At 51.9% G+C, this 20,783-nt stretch carries 17 protein-coding genes; 6 read left to right on the top strand and 11 right to left on the bottom strand.

The features are described from left to right. Positions 1-100: 100 nt before the first annotated feature. The 5 genes from rapA to IKB43_02810 all read left to right on the top strand — a co-directional run bounded on the left by rapA (position 101) and on the right by IKB43_02810 (position 10,439). Positions 101-3,091 (top strand): RNA polymerase-associated protein RapA, encoded by a 2,991-nt coding sequence (gene rapA / locus IKB43_02830; GenBank protein ID MBR2469077.1) that lies wholly within the window; start codon positions 101-103, stop codon positions 3,089-3,091. A 221-nt stretch (positions 3,092-3,312) separates the two neighbouring features. Continuing rightward, on the top strand, positions 3,313-4,452 hold the full coding sequence (proB, locus tag IKB43_02825) for a glutamate 5-kinase (protein ID MBR2469076.1): 1,140 nt from the start codon (positions 3,313-3,315) through the stop codon (positions 4,450-4,452). Next, positions 4,452-5,759, top strand: coding sequence for a deoxyguanosinetriphosphate triphosphohydrolase (locus IKB43_02820; protein ID MBR2469075.1), 1,308 nt, complete (start codon positions 4,452-4,454; stop codon positions 5,757-5,759). Before proB ends, IKB43_02820 begins: the two co-directional genes overlap by 1 nt. 2,940 nt (positions 5,760-8,699) lie before the next feature. Beyond that, complete coding sequence (locus tag IKB43_02815; protein ID MBR2469074.1) at positions 8,700-9,461, top strand: fibrobacter succinogenes major paralogous domain-containing protein; 762 nt, start codon at positions 8,700-8,702, stop codon at positions 9,459-9,461. 12 nt (positions 9,462-9,473) lie between these two features. Continuing rightward, the gene (locus tag IKB43_02810) at positions 9,474-10,439 is read left to right on the top strand and encodes a hypothetical protein (GenBank protein MBR2469073.1); all 966 of its coding nucleotides are present in this window, start codon (positions 9,474-9,476) and stop codon (positions 10,437-10,439) included. A gap of 200 nt (positions 10,440-10,639) precedes the next feature. On the opposite strand, the gene IKB43_02805 is transcribed toward IKB43_02810, so the two are convergent. The 8 genes from IKB43_02805 to purU form a co-directional block, all read right to left on the bottom strand. Beyond that, positions 10,640-10,975: a hypothetical protein gene (locus IKB43_02805; GenBank protein ID MBR2469072.1), complete on the bottom strand. Its 336-nt coding sequence runs from the start codon at positions 10,973-10,975 to the stop codon at positions 10,640-10,642. Between the two features lie 7 nt (positions 10,976-10,982). Further along, a complete protein-coding gene (map, locus tag IKB43_02800; protein MBR2469071.1) occupies positions 10,983-11,744 on the bottom strand; it encodes a type I methionyl aminopeptidase in 762 nt (253 codons plus the stop codon). 9 nt (positions 11,745-11,753) lie between these two features. Further along, entirely contained in the window at positions 11,754-13,145 is a 1,392-nt protein-coding gene (locus IKB43_02795; protein MBR2469070.1) for a DEAD/DEAH box helicase, read from the bottom strand. A 112-nt stretch (positions 13,146-13,257) separates the two neighbouring features. After that, the gene (locus IKB43_02790; protein MBR2469069.1) at positions 13,258-14,520 is read right to left on the bottom strand and encodes a hypothetical protein; all 1,263 of its coding nucleotides are present in this window, start codon (positions 14,518-14,520) and stop codon (positions 13,258-13,260) included. Continuing rightward, on the bottom strand, positions 14,517-15,215 hold the full coding sequence (locus tag IKB43_02785) for a hypothetical protein (protein MBR2469068.1): 699 nt from the start codon (positions 15,213-15,215) through the stop codon (positions 14,517-14,519). Before IKB43_02785 ends, IKB43_02790 begins: the two co-directional genes overlap by 4 nt. 10 nt (positions 15,216-15,225) lie before the next feature. Next, positions 15,226-15,897, bottom strand: a complete 672-nt coding sequence (gene pyrE, locus IKB43_02780; GenBank protein MBR2469067.1) for an orotate phosphoribosyltransferase — start codon at positions 15,895-15,897, stop codon at positions 15,226-15,228. A 4-nt stretch (positions 15,898-15,901) separates the two neighbouring features. Then, entirely contained in the window at positions 15,902-16,399 is a 498-nt protein-coding gene (locus IKB43_02775) for a hypothetical protein (GenBank protein ID MBR2469066.1), read from the bottom strand. A gap of 73 nt (positions 16,400-16,472) precedes the next feature. Beyond that, entirely contained in the window at positions 16,473-17,318 is an 846-nt protein-coding gene (gene purU, locus IKB43_02770) for a formyltetrahydrofolate deformylase (protein MBR2469065.1), read from the bottom strand. Between the two features lie 99 nt (positions 17,319-17,417). On the opposite strand from purU, the gene IKB43_02765 reads away from it, so the two are divergent. After that, on the top strand, positions 17,418-18,515 hold the full coding sequence (locus tag IKB43_02765; GenBank protein ID MBR2469064.1) for a fibrobacter succinogenes major paralogous domain-containing protein: 1,098 nt from the start codon (positions 17,418-17,420) through the stop codon (positions 18,513-18,515). Positions 18,516-18,527: 12 nt separating this feature from the next. On the opposite strand, the gene IKB43_02760 is transcribed toward IKB43_02765, so the two are convergent. The 3 genes from IKB43_02760 to IKB43_02750 all read right to left on the bottom strand — a co-directional run. After that, the gene (locus IKB43_02760) at positions 18,528-19,121 is read right to left on the bottom strand and encodes a threonylcarbamoyl-AMP synthase (protein ID MBR2469063.1); all 594 of its coding nucleotides are present in this window, start codon (positions 19,119-19,121) and stop codon (positions 18,528-18,530) included. A gap of 212 nt (positions 19,122-19,333) precedes the next feature. Next, positions 19,334-19,762: a YraN family protein gene (locus IKB43_02755; protein MBR2469062.1), complete on the bottom strand. Its 429-nt coding sequence runs from the start codon at positions 19,760-19,762 to the stop codon at positions 19,334-19,336. A 90-nt stretch (positions 19,763-19,852) separates the two neighbouring features. Further along, positions 19,853-20,783: protein kinase (locus IKB43_02750; GenBank protein MBR2469061.1), on the bottom strand; the 931-nt coding region annotated here is incomplete at its 5' end.

Genomic DNA, 20,783 nt, shown 5'->3' with positions numbered 1-20,783 from the left:
AAATCTAGAAAAAAAATCGATGTTATTTAGGGCCGATTTCTGTTCTTTTCGACCTAAAACAACAACAATGAACGCTAAAAAAATTCTAGATTTGGGTGCTATGAATATATTTGTGCCTGGCCAGCGTTATGTGAGCCGATCGGAGCCGGACTTGGGTCTCGGTATTGTTTCGGAATTGCAGGGCCGCAACGTCGTCTTCCGCTTTCCCCTTTTAAACCAGACTCGAATTTACCGCACGGATAGCGCTCCCGTCGAGCGTTTCGTATTGAATCCGGGAGAGACCGCCAAAAGCGAGAAGGGAGCGTCCTTCGTTATCGAATCCCTCCGGGAATCAGCGGGCGTCGTTGTCTATGTTGGTCGTGGTGGCAAGGAAATCAAGGAATCGGACCTGGTGGCAAAACAGGGGGCCCGCGTTGTTGACCTGTTCAAGGCCCTTTCCAATGTGGGGGCCGACGGTATCTACGGTGGTAATTCCCAGGGTGACGTTTCTTCCAAGGCTTTTGACCGCCGTAGCCGAGCCCTGGCTTTAAGCTGCAAGTGGCAATCCTCTCCGGTGCGTGGCATGATTGGGCCCCGTGTCGATAAGATTCCTCACCAGTATTACCTGTGCTATAGGGCCTGCTCCAGCACGGCACTCCCGAGGCTCATGCTTTCTGACGAGGTGGGCCTGGGCAAGACCATCGAGGCGGGCATGATTTGGCATGCCCTCAAAGCCCGTGGCCGTATCGAAAAGACCTTGATTCTCGTTCCAGATACCCTGAAACACCAGTGGATGGTAGAAATGAAGCGTCGCTTCAACCAGCTGTTCACCCTGGTGGACGACGGTTACATGCAGAGCATTTTCGTGAACGTAGAAAAGGACGAGGCTAAGCCCAACCCCTTTATGCGGGGCAACAACTTTATCGTTTCTGTGGAGCTTCTCATCAAGCAGGTCGCTCTGATCGAAGACCTGCTCAAGATTGACTGGGACATGACCATCGTAGACGAGGCCCACCACCTGGTCTGCGAAGACGGCTTTACCAGCCGAGAATACACGCTGGTAAACGCCATTTCCAAAAAGACCAAGGGCCTGCTGCTTTTGACGGGAACGCCTCTGCAGCTCAATCCGGAGTCCCAGTTCAACCGTCTCAAGATGTTGGACCCTACCCGATTCACGGACTACAAGGAATTTATCGCCGACCAAGAGGCCTACAACAAGCTGGTAAACGACCTCAAGAAGATTCCCACAGACCCGAACCACCAGATGAGCTGGGACGACCTTTACGAGGCCGTTCCCAAGAATTCCAAGATTCGCCCCTGGCTGGAGCAGGAAAGTTCCAAGTTTTTGACGGCAGGGGAGTGGATTCGCCGGATTGTAGATGCCATGGGTACAGGTTCCGTGGTGTTCAGAAACACCCGCAAGGGCGTGGGCGGTTTCCCGAAACGCATCTTGGATGCCATTCCGCTGGAACCCAATCCAGAATACCGGGACATGGTGGAAATTGCCGCCCAGAAATACCTCTACATGGAAGAAGGGGCGACTGGTGACGACCTGACCACGGACATTCAGGAGAACGGTCTTCTCTGTACCCAGTATTCCGACGCCTGGGACAAGGACGAACGCATTGTCTGGCTCAAGGGATTCCTGAAAAAGCACCAGAAAGACAAGATTCTCTTGATTTGCGAAAGCGAATCTGTTTTGATGGCCCTTAAGACCGTGCTTACGGAATACCTGGGCGAGGGTGGACTCGCCGTGTTTAGCGAAGGCATGAGCATTTTGGCTCGCGACAAGGCGGCTGCGAATTTTAGCAAGCCCAACGGGGCGAACATCCTTATCGCTTCTGAAATCGGAGCCGAAGGCCGCAACTTCCAGTTCTCCCATCATTTGATTCTTTTCGACTTGCCTTTGGATGCGGCCCTGGTAGAACAGCGCATCGGCCGTCTGGACCGTATCGGCCAGACCAAGGACATCTACGTGCATGTGCCCTACGTGAAGGGCTCCGGCCAGGAGGTGATGTTCCGCTGGTACGACGAAGGCCTGAACGCCTTTGGCGCGCCCCTGATGGGCGGCGGCGAGCTATTCCTCAAATATACGGACAGCCTGATTGAAGCCTTGGCGGATCCTCTGAACAGCATGGAAAACTTTATGGCCAAGGTCATTCCCGCGGTTCAGAAAGATTCCGAACAGATGCGCAAGAAAATCGAGAAGGGTCGTGACCGCCTGCTGGAGTTCAACTCCCGCAACCCGGAAAAGGCGAAGGAGATTACCGACGCTATCGAGAAGATTGACGCCGAGCCGGAGATGAAGGACTTGCTGCTGGATTCCCTGAAGGCTCGTGGGCTGGACATTGAACCCAGCGCCATTGCCGGCTGTTCCGTGATTACCATGGGTCCCCAGATCGAAGCGGGTACGGTTCCCGGTATGCCCACTCGCGCCATGATGGCCGCTCAGAGCGAAGACGAGGAACAGGGTTCCGATGCCATCTCCCTTACGGTGACCTTCGACCGCAAGGTGGCCATGATTCACGACGAGGTGGATTTTGTGAGCCTGGAACACCCGTTGGCCCAGGGCGTTATCGACTACGAGACCGGCGTGAACCACGGTACGGTGGCCTGCTCCATTTGGCAGGATTCCGGCCTGCGCGGGCTCATGATGCAGTACAACTTTGTAGTGGAACTGCCCGTGCCCGAGGAGTGGGGCATGTCCGATATCGTTGGACCCTGCTATGCATCTGCCTTGATTGACCCTACTGGCAAGGACATGTCTTCTGTTCTCGAGAATCTGAAGACGGCAAGCCTCAGGGATGTGGCTGTGCCTCGCGGGAACAAGGCCGTCGATGCGACCCTCAGGTTCTTTGCCAAGGAAGGTCTTGGCTTTGCCCGCCAGTCCATCAACGCCATGGCGAAGGAATATGCCGAAAAGGCCGCCGACCTGGTGGAAAAACGCACCGAGCAGGAATACCAGCGCATGAACCACCTGATGCTGATGCGCGGCCACGGCGGAAGCTTCACGGCCTTGCAGCAGATGAAAAAGAACGTGACGGAACGCCGCAAGATTGTTTCCACCCCGCAACTCCGCCTGGACGCCATCCGTCTTTTGGTCTGCCGGTAAGAAATTTATGAAGTATGTGTAATGACTAGTGTGGAATGTGTAGTGTGAAATGTGTAATGTAAAACTGGTGCATTTTCGTCATGTATGCAATTCTTCTTCGTCATGTTCGCGAAGGCGAACATCTGCTTGCTGTTATCAAGCGGATCCTCGCCTGCGCGAGGATGACGCCTCTTGAGTCCAACTATCCTAACTCCTAGCCCCTAAATCCTAGCCCCTATCCTATGAGTGAACTTCGTAAGAACATCCTGAATGAATCCCGCCGCATTGTTGTAAAGATCGGTTCCCGAATTCTGGTGGACAGCGCCAAGGGCGGTGTCCGCAGCCGTTACATCCAGAAGCTTGCCGATTCTGTTTCCCGCCTGATAGAAGCGGGCAAGGAAGTGGTGATTGTCACCAGCGGTGCCGTGGGAACGGGCATGGCGGAACTGGGCTACAAGGAAAAGCCCACCAACATGGCCGAGAAGCAGGCCTGTGCCGCCGTGGGGCAAATCGACCTGATGTATGCCTACCGGGAGATGTTCCGCTGGGTGGATCTTTCCGTGGGCCAGATTCTCCTTTCGGCAGACGACTTCCGGGACCGCACGCGCTATAAGAATTTGCAGAACACCATCAAGGCCATGCTTGCCCGCAAGATTGTTCCCATCATCAACGAGAACGACTCCCTGGCGGTGGCCGAAATCAAGGTGGGGGACAACGACAAGCTTTCTAGCGACGTAGCCCTGTTCTTGGATGCCGATTTGCTCCTGATATTCACCGACGAAGATGGACTTTTCGACGACAACCCGAAAAAGAATCCCGACGCCCGCCTGTTGCGCTTTGTTCCCGAAATTACCCCGGCCATTCTCGCCCTGGCAGGCAAGCCCGGCGAGGCGGGTTCTGCGGTCAGTACCGGCGGCATGCGTAGCAAGCTGGATTCTATCCGTAACGTGACCCGGAGCGGCGCGAACGCGTTTCTGGCCAACGGCATGAAGGTGTTGCCCCATCAGGTGGTCCTTGAAAATGCGGTGGGCACGTTCTTTGCCGGTTCCAAGAACAAGCTGAACAGCCGCCAGCGTTGGCTCCGCTTTATTACCACCCCCCGCGGAAGCGTGGTGGTGGACGAGGGCGGCTCCAAGGCTCTGCGCGAAAAGCATTCCAGCCTGCTTCCTGTAGGTGTGCTTGCGGTCAAGAAGCACTTTGACAAGGGCGACTTGATCGAAGTTCTGGACGAATCCGGAACGGTAATTGCCCGCGGCGTGGCAGGTTTTGACAGCGAAACGCTGAAGTTGGTGCTCCGCAAAAAGACTCGGGAAGTCCACGAGATTTTGGGCAGTTCCGTGCCCGACGAACTGATTCACAAGAACGACCTGGTGGTATTCTGATGCTGAACTGGGAAACTCTTCTTTCGGCTACCCGCTATGGTCACCCCGCAGACCGTGACCCCAACCGTTCGGACTTTCATAGGGACTTTGACCGCATCGTTTTTTCGACGGCGTTCCGCAGGCTGGGCCGCAAGACCCAGGTCCATCCCTTCTCCGTAAACGACCACGTGCACAGCCGCCTGACCCACAGTATCGAGGTGGCCAGCGTGGGCCGAAGCCTTGCGGTGACGGTTTATCACCTGATCAAGAAGTACCTGCCCAAGAGCATCAACGAGTACCACTTTGGAACTATCGTCCAGTCAGCTTGCCTGGCCCACGACATCGGAAACCCGCCCTTTGGGCACGCGGGGGAGTCCGCCATTCGCGAATGGTTCCGCAAGAACCGCAATTCCGACCCTCTGAAGGACATGACCGACAAGGAACTGGCGGACTTCGAGAACTTTGACGGAAACGCCCAGGGCCACCGCATTCTCTCCAAGCTGGAATACCACTTTCTGGATGGCGGCATGCGGCTGACCTACGCCACCATCGGGGCCATGATCAAGTACCCGTCTCTGGCCTGCTACGGTCACCCCACCAGCTTGTTCTCTACCGAGGCGGATTTGTACAGGACCACAGCGGAAATTCTCGGGCTCCCCGAAATCGGGAACGGGAAGTGGGTGAGGCACCCCCTGGTTTACCTGATGGAAGCCGCCGACGACATCTGCTATTCCATTCTCGACGTAGAAGACGCCATCGAGCTGGGCATCCTTACCTTTGCCGATGTCCGCGACATGTTCAGCTACCTCTGCGGTCCGGACATCAACATCGACAAGGAATACGAAGAGAACGGCCAGAACTTCAGGGACTTCCTCTCCAGCGTTCGCGGCAAGGCCATCCAGAACCTCATCGACGATGTGGCGGTGGTCTTTGCCAATAATTACGAGCAGATTATGGAAGGCACTCTGGACAAGCACCTGATAGACCTGTCCCGTTCCGATGCCATGCGGGGAATCTTTATCGCCAAGCGCCTGGGCCGTGAACGCATTTACCCCGACCGCCGCAAGACCGAACTGGAAGTGGGGAGCTACACCACCCTGAGCACCGTGCTGGATGCCTTTATCAGCGGTGTTCATGACTACCGGGTGAACGTGAAGAGCTCCTACCGGGCAAGCCGAATCGTGCGGCTGATTGGCAACGCCAAGATTGGCCAGAGCGTCACTACCGCCGAGGCCTACCACCAGGTGCTGGACTTTGTGAGCGGCATGACCGACAACTACGCCACCTACCTGGCCCGCCAAATCGGTGGCCTGGTAACGGGACTGTAGGCTTTATTCGGAAGGTCATAAGCCCCGCTTGTCCTTCTGTCATTCTGGAGGCCCCGAAGGGGCCGATAGAATCTAGGGTTGTTTTTGGGAGAAATAGCTTTTTTCTTGTGCTTTTCGCCCTTTTTTATGATATATTTATTCATGTAATGTCGCGGAATTTGGCGATGTGTTTTGTTGTGCAGACTGGACTTGCGCGGCTGGCGGTTCGTTGATTTCTGGAGAGGGACTTATAAGTTTATAGACTGGTTTGACATAGTTTGAGCGTTGCTCTTGAACTCTATCTGAAATCTGGAAAATTTCTAATACCTGAGTTTAAGTGGCAAATGTTCACGCCCCAGTGGGCGTGGGTCGTTTGTGCTTTTCGGGTATAGGCATTCCAGAGCCTCAGATAGGATTGCACTGACAACGGCTCACGCTTTTTTTGTGGAAAGTTCAAAAAAAGGCTGAACCGAAATCAGGGCATTCCAAGGCAGGCAAAAACATGTCGCCCAAGGAGGCTCTATGCAAAAAGGGACTATCTCGCGTTTAACGTCATCCTGGAGCCACGTAGTGGCGATAGGATCCATGGCAATTCTCGCCGCCTGCGGAGATAGCGGCAGCGATGCCGACGCTCCCAACAAGGTAGAGGTTGTTTCCTCCATCTACAGCCTGGGCGACTGCACCAGTGAATTCGATGGCGACACCGTCTTTGTTAAAGATGAAAAAGCTGATTATGTTTGCCTAAGTGGAAAGTGGGTTAACATAGATTCCACAGATTCTCGCATCCGCGAGAATGACGAAGAGGGGCGCAAGAATGACGAATCTTCCTCCAGCGTCATTCCGGGCAACGACCCGGAATCTAGCAGTTCCGCTGTGGACGACCCGTTAAGCGGCAACGGCTCCAGTTCTTCGGTTCGCGAGTCCTACATCGAAGTGCAGTCAAAAGACAAACTTGCCACCTGCGATTCCGGCGCCATCGGCCTACGTGCCTTGGTACTAGCGGATTCCACCTATTATACCTGCAAGGCAAATGGCTGGGCAAAGGACGATACCTACCTGGGTTACGACATCGTTCCCGCCAAGGAAAACTTGCCTCAATGCCACGCAGGCAACGCCAAGCAGCGCATTTTGGTCAAGAAGGATTCCGTCTTCTTCAAATGCGATTCCGTAAAGTGGATGCCCGAGACCGCCGACGGCTATATCGTGAAGAACGCGTCCATTTTGGGTGCGGCGCAGAAGGGTCCTTTCAAGTTCGATTCGCCCCTGACGCTCCGCGAAGTCCTTTTGCACGACGACGCTCTGACCTACACGGGCCGCGAATACATCGACGAGATTTCCAGCAACAAGGGCGACTTTGTGATTCCGAAGGTGAATCTTGTTTATCCTTACGCGGTACTTGAAGTCCGTGGCTTGTGGCGTAACGAAGTCAGTGGCGAATATTCCAAGGATTCTATGACGCTCCGCGTGTTGACTGACTTGAGCAAACGCACCGAAGTGAACATCAACCTGCTTACCCATCTAGAATACGACCGTGCGGTAAAACTCGTGAACAAGGGCTACAGCGTATATGCGGCCAAGAAACAGGCGGATTACGAAATTATGACGGCGTTCGGTTTTGCCACTTCGGTGGAGTATTCCGAAGACCTGAAGACGTTCGTGCCTTCGACTAGCAAAAATTATGCGGATAATGCCACCCTGATGGCGATTTCGTTGCTTTTCATTGGCGACAGGAGCGAAGCCGAAATCCAAAATGCGATTAATAGTTTCAAGAGCGACCTGGCGGAAGACGGAGAGTGGGACGACGGGCAGATGAAGGCTGATATGGCGGACTGGGCGGAAAGTTTTGATGGCGGTTCGGTCCGTGCGAACGTAAAGAGCTGGAACATCCTGGACATTCCCGACTACGAAAACTACCTGACCATTTACTGGAACAATGCCTACGAACTGGGCGGCTGCTCTGCGACAAGGTCCGGCGTAATTGCGCAAAACAAGAACTCAAAGAGCAAGAACTACAATGTCCACTACATCTGTAAGGTGACCAGTTGGCAGAAGGCGACCGATTTCGAGAAGGATACCTACGAGTGGACCGATGGCGAAGAGGGCGAAGTCAAGAAGGGTGACGTGACCGAAGCCTATTACGTGTTTGAAGACGGCAAGTGGACGGTTGCGAAGAATGAGACTGCCTTAGGGCTTTGTACTGTCAGCCGTAATGGCGAGATTAGTAAAATCGATACTACGTATTTTATCTGTGACAACAAGAACTGGCGCAAGGCAACTGTGCTGGAATATGACACCGACGGATTTGGTGTTGGCGAAGAAGGTGAAGTTCGGGTGGGCAAGGTGAACCAGGACAAGTTCTATGTCTATGAGAATGGGGCATGGCGAGCAAGTGCCAATGAGATAGAAAATAATCTCGGAGCGTGTGTAACCAGCCGACTAAATGAAGTTGGTAAGTCTGGCAATAAATATTACACCTGTAAATCAGGTGGATGGGTGTTGTCTACGGCCCTAGAGTATGACACTTATCAGTGGACCGCAGGGACTGAGGGCGAAATGAAGCCTGGTTCGGTGATTTCGTCAAACCATTATACCTATACAGATGGGGCGTGGCGTGCTACGGCAAATGATATGGAATATGAGTTCGGTGCTTGTGTCGCTAGCAGAAGTGACGAAAAGCATATTCAGAGTGGTAAGTATTACATCTGCGAAAATAAGGCTTGGAAGCAGATAACCGCTGAAGAATATGGCCTTGGATATTGCACCGCTTCAAACAGCGGAGTTGTCGAAAAGTTGAACGATGTGTTTTATATCTGTAAGTCAGGGAGTTGGGAGACGGCTACTGTGCTGGAATATGACACATACGGAAAAACTTGCTATGAAGATGGTTCTATTGTAGGTGGCGAAGTTGTTGCTGAAAATAAGTATGTGTGTGATACTGGTGTGTTTAGAACGGTTAATGAAATGGAAGTTTCGTTGAATAAGGGATGCGTAAGTTATACAGAAAATGATGTAATTAGAAAACAAATATACGAAGGACGTGATTCCGTTTATGCTTGCAAAAACGGCGCGTGGACGGGTTCTGTTGAGATGTATATTGTGTATGGTAGTTTGTTGATTGATGAAAGAGACTTGAAATCCTATAAAACCGTTATCATCGGTTCTCAGACCTGGATGGCTGAAAATCTTAACTATGCGGATTCCATTAATTATCCCGGTATGGAAGGACGAAGCTGGTGCTACATAAACCGTTTGGATAGCTGTACAAAATATGGCAGACTCTATACATGGGCTGCCGCTATGGATAGTGCAGGGACTTTTAGCACCAATGGAAAAAATTGCGGTTATGGAAAAACTTGCTCACCGACTTATCCTGTTCGTGGAATTTGCCCCGAGGGTTGGCATTTGCCAACAAAAAATGAATTTGAATCGCTTTTTACTGCGGTGGGTGGAGATTCTACGGCTGGAAAAATGCTCAAGTCAAAGACGGGTTGGTATCATAATGGCAACGGAACAGACGATTACGGCTTTTCCGCACGGCCCGCTGGCCGCTACGGGGGCTCCTTCGACGGCGGAATCACCAATGCCTACTTCTGGAGTGCTACTGAATACTATAGCAGCAACGCCTACGGTGTGTTCCTGGGCGACCATTACGACCTTGCGAGCCAGAACGACTACATCAAGAGGTTCGCATTCTCCGTCCGTTGTGTAAAGGATTCTGAGTAAGGAAAGAATCTTATGGATGAACAAACGATATTAGCGTTGTTTTCGGGAGCAGCAATTACTTTAATAACGGCGTTTATCACAAAGTCTACCGCTGACAAAAAGAATGCCATCGAAAATATCACCCAGGAACGCAAGAAATGGCGTGATGATTTACGTGGTGCAACGGTGGCTTTGAGACGATATTTTGAAAACAAGAAAAGATTTTGGTCCAAGGGTAATGATGTCAATAGCAAAGAAACCAACGGGATTGTTTTTTATTCAGCAGCAGAAGCGGTCACTTTCTTTGAAATACGATTAAATTTGAATGACGAAAATGACTGTATTTTGATGAAAATTTTGGATAAACTAGTCGCTTTAGAAGACTCTTGTAATGCGGATAAAAGAGAATCTTGTTTCAAAGATGTAGACTTTGAAACGGATACAAAAAATTTAAACGAACTTCTTGTATGCTTTGAAGAAGGTATGTCCCATAATCTAAAATATGACTGGGAACGAGCGAAAACAGAAGTTCAATCCGATGGTTTGATGCGGTACTTTATCTTCTTTGTCGCTCTTCTTGTAACATCCACCCTTTTTTCATCAACGCAATTGTTTGGATTGCGCTTCCAAGAAATATCGGTTGGCGGATGGCTGTATTCCATATCGTTTTTTGCACTCATTGTTATTTCGATTGTCTGTATTATTAAGTATATCATGCGGATTCTCGCTGTTATTCAGAATAAATTTATATTTGGCAGAAATAAATTCACCGCCGCACAATTGGTTTCGGAAGTTTTTGGGACTGTTAGTCGGAGAAAAATAGAGCCAATGCAATTTTCAAAGAAGTGGAGCTTGTGCGTTTTCTTACTTCTTGGGTTAGGAATTATTCCCACCATCTTAATTGTTTCAACAGCGGTCATTCTGGTTGCCTATGGCTTGTTTCCAACAAGTATTGTTTCAAGCTTAATAGAAACCATTAATTTAGGATCAAAAATGTAGCATTTGCGTTAGGGATGGAAGCCCGAAGGGTTCGGATTCGGTGACTGTAAGGAGCCGAAGCTGAACGGACGCGAATCAATCCTGTTCCTTCGAACCCAACTCTACTAAGGCAACAAGTTGCCAAGTATCGTATATCGGCAGGCTCAGGGAACTTGATTCGCGATACCGCGACAGCCCGACCCGCGCCAGCGGGGAACGCCCTAGAACACAATCTTTGCGATGCTACCTGCCAGGCCGGGGAGGGTGTAGCGGTAGTTCTTGACGTTTACCCACATAGAGAGGGCAGTGTCAATCCATTCCCTTTCGCAGGTGATTTTCCGGATGACGATGTCGGTGCCGGTATCGCCGTCTTCGAAGGAGTAGTACCCGCGGAACTTGATGGGCCTGTCTTCTCCGTGCAGGAGCACGGCCACGTCGGCGGTGCCCATGTCCGAATCGATGGAAATGGACTGCACGTCACCGAAACGCTTCACCATCTCGTGGTTACGCACGAATTTCTCGACGGCCTTGTCGCGTATGTTTCCGAGAAGGGACATGTTCCCCCTAGCGAGGCAGCGTCAAAATTTCCACCCCGTCTTTGGTACGGACGATGGTGTGTTCCCACTGGGCTGAAAGCGAACCGTCGCGTGTCACGGCGGTCCAGCCGTCGTTCAGGGTCTTGGTGCCGGGCTTGCCCACGTTGATCATGGGTTCTACCGTGAACACGTTGCCCACCTCGATGAAGGGGGTGCGCTCGGAGTTGCGGAAATGGAGCACCGTAGGTTCTTCGTGGAAGCCCCGGCCGATGCCGTGGCCGCAGTAGTCTTCTACCACGCTGAAACCGTGTTCGTCGGCGATGTCCTGGATGGCACAGCCGATATCGCAGAAACGGGCCCTGGGTTCGCCGGCAGCGCGGATGCCTTCTTCCATGCAGAACTTGGCGGTGTCCACCAGCTCTTGGGCGAGGCTGGAGACCTTACCAACGCAGAACATGGCAGAGGTATCGCCGTGGTAGCCCGAAAGGATGGTGGTGATGTCGATGTTCACGATATCGCCGTCCTTGAGAATGGTATCGGCACGGGGGATGCCATGGCATACCACTTCGTTGATGCTGATGCAGGCGTAGCGGGGGTAGCCGTGGTAGCCCATGCAGGCGGAGCGGCCCTTGTGCTTGTTGGTGTAGTCCCCGATGAACTCGTCGATTTCCAGGGTGGAAACGCCGGGCTTGCACATTTCGCCGGCAAGAATCAGCGTCTCGGCGGCAAGAGCTCCCGCATCGCGGATAAGCTCGATTTCTTTTGCAGATTTTACTTTAATTTTAGCCATTTCACAAACCTACCTTCTCCACGCGTACTTGTCCAGCAAGAATGCCAGCAGCATCTGGTCTTCGGGAATGCTTGCCAGTTCACGAACCAGCGGCAAGAACCTGCTGATGCGTTCGGTAGCCTTTTGCCCGCCGAAATGCTGCCGTTCCTGCTCAAGGCGAACACGCAGGCGGTCGCTGACACGCTTGGCAATCTCTTCGTCGGTGGGTGTTTCCATCTTGATGAAGTTGATGCCGAAGTCGGCGGCGGTCTGCTTGATTTCGATTTCTTCGACAGGCGTGATGAGGGAGATGCAGAGTCCGCTCTTGCCCGCACGGGCGGTACGGCCGCTACGGTGCACATACACTTCGTGGTCGGCGGGATGGTCATACACAATCACGTGGGTCACGTGGTCCACGTCGATTCCGCGGGCGGCCACGTCGGTACAAATCAAAATCTTGATTTTCTTGTCGCGGAAGGCGTTCAGGGTCTTTTCTCGCATGGACTGTGCCACGTCGCCGCTCAAGGCACCCACCTGGAAGCCGTAGCCCGAAAGCACCTGCTCCAAATAGCTCACGTCGCTCTTCTTGTTGCAGAAAATCATGCAGCTGTCGGGATTGTAGTATTCCAGCACCTTGATGGTCATGGAATCCTTTTCCATCACGTCGCAAGGATACCAGCGGTGCTCCAGGTTGTTGGCAATCACCTTGTCGTAGCTGAGGGAAAGGAATTCGGCGCTGGGGCGCTGGAATTCCCGGGCGAGGCTCTTCACCGTCTGGGGGATGGTGGCGCTGAACATGGTGCAGGAAATAGCCTTGGGCAGGTAGCGGCGAATCTTCTGCATGTCGGGGTAGAATCCCATGGAAAGCATTTCGTCGGCTTCGTCCAGCACCAGGTCGCGAATATCCAAGAAGTCCACGTTGCCGCGCTGCACATGGTCCATCAGGCGGCCAGGGGTCGCGACGATGATGTGCACTCCTTCGCGGAGAGCCTTCAGCTGGGGTTCGTAGGCCACGCCGCCAAAGATGGCCACGGACCTAATGCCCGTGCCCTTGGAAAGCTTCTCGATTTCGTCTTGCACTTGGATGCAAAGTTCGCGGGTCGGCACAAGAATCAAAGCCTGCGGATACGGATGGTCCCGCACGATGACCTGCAGAAGGGGCAGCACGTAGGCCCCGGTCTTGCCCGAGCCGGTCTTGGACTGCACCAGCATGTCCCGGGCGGCCAGCATATAGGGGATGGTCTTGCGCTGCACGGGCATCAACTCCGTCCAGCCGTGTTCTCTCAAGATGTTCTTCTGTTCGTCGGGCAGCTGGTCGAAAGTGTAGTCGGGCAGCTTGTTCTTCGGTTCGATAATCTTGACCGGCGTCAAGAAAGGATTGATTTTTTCCTCTTTTTTCTCTTCGATAATTTCTTCGCTCATAGTGGGCACAAATTTAGCAAAAGGCGAGAGTCATGACAAAACAACTTGTTGTTTTGACATGACCGAGCCGAGCTAAATGCACTCAAAGAGTGCAAATGTAGAATTTTAGCCGCTACAGGACCCAGTGGTACTCAAGCCCGAGGCTTACAAAGCAGTCGATGGTAGAGCCTCCGATGGTCGTGGGTTCGGCGGCGGCGTCGGGGGAGGGGTCGGAGTAGGTGTCACGCCCCCTGCTAGAGATTCCCGTGCGCAGGCTTATGCCGTAATGCTTGGCAAATACGAACTGACTGCCGATTCCCACCAGGGCCCCTTTGTAGACTTCCTCAAATTCCACGCGCTTTTCGTAGGCGGCAGAAGGCTTTTTCACATCGTCCTTCACGTCGATTTCTTCTACAAAGAAACTGTACTGGAACCCGAGAAACACGAAAGGCGTGATGTCCAACCACTTGTTCATGGGGAATGTCTTGGAAAGGTGTATGCTGAGCCCGATTTCGTGCTGGTAAAAATACCAATAGTCAAGCTCGTCGTAAGAGGTGTCCTTGCTGTCGGTTTTTACATTATGTTTGGCCAAGCGGTAGATGATTTCGGCTCCGATAAAGCCGTACCAGGTTCCGCCAGCGTAAAGGCTTAAAAACGGATCTGAATCGTCAATAAAGTTCCAGAGACTGGTGGAATCTTTGGTGACGCGGTACTTGCGGACCTTGCTGTCGATATGGCTTCGGTACCAGTTGTCGGGGGTCAGCGGAATTTTTGCCTGTGAATAGCCGAGGCCTACGCCAATCCAACCATTGAAATTGGGAGTTTCCTGATAGTATTCGTCGGGTTCCGTGGCCATCTTTTCACGTTCTTTTTTCGTTAGGCGTCTCTTGGCAGGACGATCAAAGAAAGAATTGGCCATGTCGTCGTACAAGGCGATAGGATCGCTGTTAAAAGCCACCGTGCCTGCCATTTTTGGCATACCTGCTGTTTCGTCGTACAAAGCTATCCTTACGACACCTTCGACTTTAGACACGTACATCACGATTTTGTCTTCTAGTGCTTGAATCTTCGCAATCATGGCGGGGTGTCTCGCCTTCAGGTATTCCGCCTTGGTGCCCGGTTCCAGATTGTAACCGAGCCAAGTTGCATAACGAAGTGCTACGGAGTCACGTTCCCACTCACCGAAAATGCGGCACTTAGGGTCACCGATGCTGGTGTTGTTCCGTTTCAGCGAAAGACAAAATTCCTTGGGGTCGATGGTGATGGACTTATCTACATTCCAAATCAAGATATCGCCATCTTTCCAAAGGGTGTAATGGGAATCGAAATAGATGTCCTTGGCGTGGGAAATCACCGCAAGTAGGCCTATCAGCAAAACATACAGGAGCTTTTTCATAGGCCCGCTCCTGCGTCAAGGTTACGCTGTATCTGGGTGGCGATGTCACGAACCAGTTCTTCTATGTCGCCCATTGAAATTTTTACGATGGGGCGCTCCACCTGATCGACAGCGCTGAACAGGGCCCGTTGCCTTTCGTTATCCCAGAGGGTATAGGAAGCGATGGCTGTCAGGTTGTTAGAAGTCTTCTTTTCTGGACCTTCGTTGTGGATAAGGGCGTAATCGAAATAGTTTTCCCTGCTCAGGTCAGTCCCTATAATGACTTCGTGGACAATCAGGATGGTCTTGGGAATGTTTCCGCTGGAATCGGCCACCATTACACCCTGCTCCGGGAATTTTCCCTTGATGAAAATCCGCTGATCGAGCTTTAGGCTCTCTTCGGGCAGGCCAGCTAGCTGGTTTGAGGGCACGACCTTCAATCTGCTATAGCGTTTTTTCAGTTCATCTGTCAGAAGTTTTGCGCATTCTGTGGTGACGCTGGTCTGGATGCTGTCAGCGGAAATATTCAGCTTCTTGGCAAACCAGGCAGAACGGATTAGCACAAAGGCCTTGTCTGTTCCGACGACCGCAAGGTCGTCCCGCGGCGGAATCCTGTAGGCGGGGTGGCTTTTAGTCCACTGGTAGTGCGTGCCGCAACCAAGAAGGATGCAAGCGACTATACACCAGAGGCCAAAAGTCCAGACTCCCTTGAGCATTTTCACCTAATTAGTTTGCGCCCCACTTTTCGCGGTAGGCGTAAACCTTGTCGAGAATTCCTTCGGGGGCGTTGATGGCCTTGCGGTTCTCTTCGCTTTTGAGGAACGCGATGATGTCGTTGATGTTCACGATGGAGTGGGCAACGATGCCGTATTCGTCTTGCACGGTCTGGAGGGCGGACTTGCCGTTTTCCAGTTTTTCCTTGCGGTCTACCGAAATCAAGAGGCCGACCACATTGGCGTTTTCAATCTTGGAGAGGGCCTGCATGGTCTCGTTCACGCTGGTGCCTGCGGTAATCACGTCTTCGATGATGACCACGTCGGTCTTTTCGGTGTACTTGTAGCCCACCAGAGAACCGCCTTCGCCGTGGTCCTTCACTTCTTTGCGGTTGTAGGTGAAGGTGAGGTTCTGACCATAGACGTCGGAGAGCTTCATGGCTGTAGCAGCGCACAGGGGAATTCCCTTGTAGGCTGGGCCGTAAAGGTTCTGGGCCTTGCCGTCAAAGTGAACCATGAAAGTGCTGGCGTAGTACTCGGCAAGCTTAGAAAGACTTGCTCCCGTGCGGAATTCTCCGGTGTTGATGAAATACGGGGTCTCGCGACCGCTCTTGGTGATAAAGTCACCGAACTTGAGAGCACCGGATTCTACAAGAAAATGGACAAATTGATCTTTGATGTTCATGAAATTATTCCGCTCCCATCAGCATGCCAAAGATGCTGGAAAAGACATTGTAATTTTCGGTAAGGACTTCGATAGCTATAAGCAGGGCAAATACCACGATGCACAGTCCAATGTAGAAGTAGAATGATTTCTTGAACCCTTTGATTTTCAACTTGAAAATGAACCAGGCAATGACGCTGAATATAGTGCTCAAGGCCCATGCCGCAACAGCCCCGAAAGCAACTCCCGGAATCTGGTTTATGGCAAAGCTGATGGCGATGCCCGGAATGAAATAGAATACGATGCACAGCACGCAGAGCAGGGCGAAGCCCACATAGTGTGAGAATCCCCGTTCCTTCTGGACGATAATCTGGGGCTGGGTTTCGGAAACGGCAGGCTGAGCCGGTTCGGCGGCAGGTGCTTCAGCGGGAGTTTCCGCCGGGGTGTCTACAGCGGTTGCTGGCGTTGTTTCGACAGGCGTTTCAACAACCTTCTCTTCTTCATTCTTGATTTCTTCGGACATTGTTTCTCCTCGTAAAGGTATTAGGTTATAGGTTGTAGGTGTTAGGCTACTTCAGACACTTACAATCTTGAACCTATAGAATAAAGGTTCTTCCGGCATAGACGAACACGCGGTGTTCCAGCCAGAGTTTCAGGGCGGCAGAAAGGGTCCGCTTTTCGATATCCTTGCCCAGTTCCACCAGTTCGTCGATGCTGGCCGTTTCGGGCACCCGCTGGATATCCTGGCAGATGATGGGGCCCTGGTCCAGGTCTTCTGTTGCAAAATGGGCGGTAGCACCGATAATCTTCACACCCTTGTGCCAGGCCTGGTGGTAGGGTTTAGCTCCCTTGAAGGCGGGCAGAAACCCGTGGTGGATGTTGATGATGCGGTACTTGAATTCTTCGGTAAAGGCTTCGCTCAAAATCTGCATGTAGCGGGCGAGGACCACCGTATCGGTCCTGGTCTCGGCGATGATTTCGCGGAAACGGTTTTCGGGAATGGTCTTGTCCGGATTGCTGGGAACGTAGTAGAAGGGCACGCCAAAGGTTCCGCCCACGGGTCCAAGATCGGGGTGGTTTCCGACGATACAGCTGAATTCGCAGGGCAGGTCACCGTCACGTTGTTTGAGAAGCAAATCGTAGAGACAGTGGTCTGTTTTGGACACAAAAATGGCGACGCGCTCAATTTTGGAGGTGTCAAACAGTTTCCAGTTGAGTTTTAGGTGACCTTCCAGGGTTTCAAGATGCTTGTAAATCTCCTGGACGTCCTCTGATTCCATCTCGAAAACGGCCCTGAGGAAAAAGGTCTCGATGTCCTTGGCCGTATGTTGTTGTAAATCAATAATATTAGCGCCCGCTTTTGCAAGGACCTGGGTAGTACCCGCAATAAGTCCTGTCTGGTCAGGGCAATGAATCTGAAGAATGTACTTGTTTTTTGCCATGGCCTACAATGTAGCTTTTTTAGCTTGATTCTGCATAATGGTGATGCCATAAGTCTAAAAAAAAACTATGATTGTTCCTGTTTTTAACGAGGGGTTTTTGTGATTCGCAAAACTATTTGTTTTTTAGTCTGTCTATCTGCAATTTGTGCCTTTGCCCTGCCCAAGTCGTGGGAATCTATTTTCAAGACCAACGAGGAGGCTAATTACGCTTCTGCAAAGATTAGCGGCAATGTCCGTCTAGGCAAATACACCCACTACAAGAACGTGCAACCGGTATCTTTCAAGGTGGATAGCGAAGTATTCTCTTTTGCGGTCTCCGGAAACATGACCGTTCCTGCCGAAGTAATCGAAAAAGGGGACTTTTTCTCCGTATGTAACACCACCAAGGAAGCCTGGATTTCTTACTTTGGTGACCCCGAAACATACGGCAAAGAAGACCTAGTCGTGCATGTGGCTGGCGTGGATTTGGCCTGTGGAGATATACTCTATGCTGTTGGAGACCTGAAAATCAAGTTCTTCAACAAGAAAGCCCAGGACGAATGGAACAAGAAATACGAAAAGGGCGAAAAGTACAAACGTGAACTGCTGGTGAATTTCAGGCGCGAAGAGCAGGAACACCGAGCCACCATCCGCGACAATTCCAGCCAGTTCAAGGACCCCCGCGACGGTCAGGTTTACAGAACCATCAAGATTGAGGGCCGTGAATGGTTCGCCCAGAACGTAAATTACGATGTGCCCGGGCATTCCTGGTGCTATGAGGACAAGGACAACTACTGTGTCCGTAGTGGCCGTCTTTACGATTTAGAAGGAGCCCGCAAGGCTTGCCCCGAAGGTTGGCATCTGCCCCGCGACAGGGAATGGCAGGACATGCTGACGGGCCTTACCCAGTGCTACGATGGTGTGGATAAATGCGGTGCATTTGCAAGCAAACTGAAGGCCACTACGGGCTGGCACGGTGGTGGCGGCACAGACGAATATGGCTTTACGGTTTTCTCTTCGGGCTACCGCAAGATGATCGGTTCCAAGACGGTGCGTTACGAAGATATGGGCGAGTATGCTGGTTTCTGGTCGTCCCAGAACGGCAGGAACGAAACCATTTGGCTTTGGGCCATGGGCCGCATGTCAGACCAGATGGTCCGACAGCTTGTGAACAACAAGGGCAACGCCTACTCTGTCCGCTGCATCAACGGAAACTAAACAATCGAAAAATTAGGGGTCCAGCAATTCCCCACGAATCACTTCCACCTGGTCTCCCACCAGGCTAATGATGTTCGTGGGGTTGATTTCGATAGGCCCGCAGTCCACCATCATCTCTACGGAGTGTTCGAAGGTCTTCCAGATTTCGTCGGGGTCGTAAAGGTCTTCTTCGCTGAGCTTTGCCGCCGTACTCAGGATAGGCTTGTCAAAATGCTGGAACAGTTCCGTGAAGAAGGGGTGTGTCGGCATACGGATGCCGATTTCTGGACGTTTTACGTCTAGCCGCCGGGCGATGTGCGGGTCCGCAGGCAAAACAAAGGTGTAGGGCCCAGGGACTCTCGGCTTCATGATGTTGAAGGCAAAGTTATCTACGCGGGCATAGTCCGTAGCCGCCTTGATGTTTGGCACGATCAGGGCCATGAAGAATTTCTTCATAGGTTTTTTCAGGGCGTAGAGCTTGTGGATTGCCTTCGGAGATTCCGCGTTACAACCGATAGCATAACCGGATTCGGTGGGGTAGAGAACCAGACCGTCGTCTTCCAAGGCGGCAGCCGCAAGTTTAACGATTCTTGCCTGTGGATTGGCTGGATGAACTTCAAAACGCATAGACCAAATACCTTTTATTCCATCTTTTCCTTAAATTCTGACCTTCTAACCTTTGATTCCTTAAGCGGATCCTCGCCTGCGCGAGGATGACATCTCCCGCGCTTCGAACCCCGAACCTCGAGCCTCGAACCTTAAACCTCAAACCTCAAACCTCACATTTCACACTCCACATTTCCCTAGATCCTAACCCCTAGATCCCATCCCCCTAACCCCTAACACTGTGGAATCACCTGCGACCCTTCGAAGGCGTTCTTGTAGTGTTCAAACTGCATGGGCTTCTGGTAAGCGCGAATAGAAAGGACGTCGAAACGGCAGGGAGTGTCAAAGCCTTTTGGGGCCTTTTCTTTTTGAGTGTAGAGGTAATGGCAGGCAGTGTTCCAGATTTTACGCTGCTTGAGGGCATTTACGCGGGCTGCGGGGTTTCCTTGTCCAGCGGTCCACACGGACTTGACCTCTACGAAAACAACAGTCTGTCCGTCTCGGGCCACAATGTCCAGCTCGCCTCCGCGGTAGGCGTAGTTTCTGTCCAGAATTTCATAACCGTTCCGCATCAGGTAGGCCGAAGCCTCCGTCTCGATAGCGTTACCCTTCTTGCGATTGACGGACTTCACCGAATTGCTCTTCACACTTTCACTTTTCATTCTTAATTCCTCAAGCGGATCCTCGCCGGAGCCTGCCCTGAGCTTGTCGAATGGGCGAGGATGACATTCCTCGTGCCTCGAACCTAACCCCTAATCAACCTCCATCCCCAAGAGCCGTACTTCCGAAATGGCGAAATCCTCGTTTTCACCTTCGTAGATGTCTTCCAGATAGAACTTGAGTTCTGTGGTCTCGATGGCCTGGATGGTGGGGTACTGCATGCCCTTGATATTTTCCAGCTTGATTTTTTGCTTGAATCCGTCTGCGGTTTCTACCGTAAGAGTTTTCGGCTTCTTGAAAATACGAAACCGGTCGCCAAACAGGTCGTCAACGGATTTTTGGTATCCGATGGCTATTCCCAGGTGGGTGACCAAGGTGTTTTTCTTGAAATAAAGGCTCAAAACGGGATTCTGCGGCTTCAGGGGCATGCTATTGAGCCATGCCGTTTTCAGGTCGCCGTCGCCCAGGTTGTCTAGACCATAGTCCACACCGCCGTCATTTTCCAGGGCCTTGGTTTCAAAATTGCCTACCGCTTCGTCCCACTCTAAATCCCGCAGGGTGCTTTCGGGTTTGTGAGTGAGCATCAGGAGCACCATCAAGATGATAATCAGCGGGAATATGGAAAGAGCAAGAGCTGTCAGCTTGCGGTGGATTTTTTTTGCCTTAGAAGGAATCTTGGTGGCCACTTCGGCAATGGATTCTCGTCCATGACTGAACAAAGAAGTTTTCCGTCCTGTAATTTTGCCTGTGCTTCGGGTATCTTTTTGCGGGAAAACCGCATCGCAGGCATCCAAAAACTCCTGCATGTCGTGGAAACGCTCGTTCAGCTTCTTCTTGAGGCATTTGAGAATCATCTCTGCAAGCCCCTTGGGCATGTCCGGCCTGAACTGTCGCGGGTCAGGCGGTTGTTTTTGCACATGCTGAATGGCAATTTCTATGGGCTTGTTGCCGTTGAACGGGAGTTGTCCGCAGGTCATTTCAAACAAAATGATGCCCATGCTGTAGATGTCGGACTGCAGGGTC

The sequence above is a fragment of the Fibrobacter sp. genome, assembly GCA_017503015.1.
In the GTDB taxonomy this organism is placed as follows: domain Bacteria; phylum Fibrobacterota; class Fibrobacteria; order Fibrobacterales; family Fibrobacteraceae; genus Fibrobacter.
Note: the sequence above shows the minus strand (reverse complement) of the source record. Positions and strands in the feature narration are given on the sequence as shown.